This is a genomic window from Sphingorhabdus sp., assembly GCF_040079335.1.
Lineage (GTDB): Bacteria > Pseudomonadota > Alphaproteobacteria > Sphingomonadales > Sphingomonadaceae > Sphingorhabdus_B.
On record NZ_JBEBKL010000124.1, the window covers coordinates 1 to 1,965 of the forward strand.

At 61.0% G+C, this 1,965-nt stretch carries 2 protein-coding genes and 1 pseudogene; 1 reads left to right on the forward strand and 2 read right to left on the reverse strand.

Features of this window, described 5'->3' with window-relative positions:
• Window positions 1–23: 23 nt before the first annotated feature.
• Together ABL922_RS14700 and ABL922_RS14705 are read right to left on the reverse strand one after the other, a co-directional pair.
• Window positions 24–602 (reverse strand): IS5 family transposase, encoded by a 579-nt coding sequence (locus ABL922_RS14700; RefSeq protein WP_349024955.1) that lies wholly within the window; start codon window positions 600–602, stop codon window positions 24–26.
• A pseudogene (locus ABL922_RS14705) lies at window positions 536–805 on the reverse strand (transposase); the annotation flags it as partial. The gene ABL922_RS14700 and the pseudogene ABL922_RS14705, both read right to left, overlap by 67 nt.
• 82 nt (window positions 806–887) lie before the next feature.
• Here ABL922_RS14705 and ABL922_RS14710 point away from each other — a divergent pair.
• Window positions 888–1,965, forward strand: a 1,078-nt coding sequence (locus ABL922_RS14710; RefSeq protein ID WP_349024956.1) for a PPC domain-containing protein, incomplete at its 3' end; no start/stop codon positions are given.

Below are 1,965 nucleotides of genomic sequence, written 5' to 3' on the forward strand. Positions count from 1 at the left end.
GCACTTGGCGACCGGATTGGAGACTAGGCCGTGTTGACAAAAGACTTCAGCCAGAGACGTGATGCGGCGAGGTTGAGGAAGCTCTCGAACGACAGAACTGTCTTGTCGTAGCGGGTAGCAATGCGGCGTTGCTGCTTGAGCTTGCCGAACATGCGCTCGACGCGGTTGCGATCCTTGTAGCGCCGATAATCAGGATGGACTGGCACTTTCCGGTTCGAGCGCGGCGGGATGATCGGCAGAATGCCGCGCGTGAGCAGGTTTTCCCGGAACCTGTCGCCATCATATCCCTTGTCGGCCAGCAGCGCCTTGGGCTTGGGCAACGGCAGGGCCATCAGGTTGTCAGCGGCCGTATAATCCGATGCCTCGCCGCCGGTCAGGATGAAGCCGATAGGCAGTCCTTGATTGTCGCAGCGGGCGTGGACTTTGCTCGTAAAGCCGCCGCGTGATCGACCAAAAGCCTGCGCACAAGCCCCCCTTTTCCGCCCGCTGCCGAGACATGGCCGCGAACCGTGGTGCTGTCGATCATGTGCTGCCAGTCGTCGGTAAGTCCCAGATCGACCAGCGTTTGCAGCAATGCATCCCACACGCCTTGCCCGGCCCATCGCCGGAACCGGACATAGACCGAGTTCCACTTGCCGTAGCGCTCGTGCATATCCCGCCAGGGGCAACCGACCCGCAAGACATGCAGCATACCGTTGAGGAACCGCCGGTTGTCGCCCGCTGGCCGCGCCCAGCGACCGCGCTCAGACGGTAGCAACGGTCCGATCAGTTCCCATTCCGCATCCGACAAGTCCCCACGGCCCATGACTGCTCCCCAAAGAGCAGCCTTGAATCAGAACTCATCCCGTTTGGGAATCCCTTTTGTCAACACGACCTAGTGGTCGGCTATGGCAAACTCCCTCAACGATGAATTCACCTCCGAAATTGCGCTTCGTGCCGAAATCGGTCCCTGCACCTGCCCTGGCTGTCTGGCCCCGACCGAAGGGGATTCGGCCAAGGCGGCGCAAGGCGTGAATGCGCCGCCGCAGACGGTCGATACCGTCGCCGCCAGCACTGCCACCACGGCAACCGCTACCTTGGGTGGCTATATCAGCGGCACGATCGATTCGGATGGAGACCACGACTGGTACAGCGTGAATTTACTGCAAGGACAGACCTACACGTTCTCGACCATTCTCAACGGCACTTTGTCTGACAGTGTCCTGGCCCTGCGGGATTCGACCGGCGCGCTGATTTCTGAAAATGACGATGTTATCTCGGGCGGAAATCAGCTTTTTTCCGAAATCACGTTCACCGCAACGACCGCCGGGGTCTACTATCTTGACGTAGGCGGCTTCGCGCCCCAGGGCGGCGCTTCGGACACAGGCACTTTTCTTCTCACCGCGACCAGGCCCGCCTCCGATGCGATCGGGCACACCTCTGCAACAGCCGCCACGCTGTCGATCGGCGGCGCGGTCAACGGCACTATCGAAGCGGCGGGCGATCATGACTGGTTCGCAGTTCAGCTGACGGCGGGCCAGGCTTACCAGTTTACCACCGAAGCCATAGTCGGCGGCAATTTGGATACGGTGCTGTACGTTCGCGATGCCAGCGGCAATCCGCTGGCGTTCAACGATGACACTGCGGGCACCCAATTTTCCAAGATCCGGTTTGTCGCTCCGACCACGGGAACGTACTACATCGATCTGGGCGTCTGGGGGAACCAGCAACCAGGCAGCTACCGTGTGGCCGCCGCAGTGGCCCCGCCTTTGGAAGTGTTCACCTACGATCAGATCGCCACGCAGCTTACCTCGACCTATTGGGGCGGAGCCTCGCGGCATTTCAACGTTGCCCCGGGCGGCACGATCACGGTCGATATCACCAAGCTGACAGCCGAAGGGCAGTTTCTGGCGCGTGAGGCGCTCAATCTGTGGACTGACGCGACCGGGATCATCTTCTCCGAAGTTTCCTCGGGCGGGCAGATCG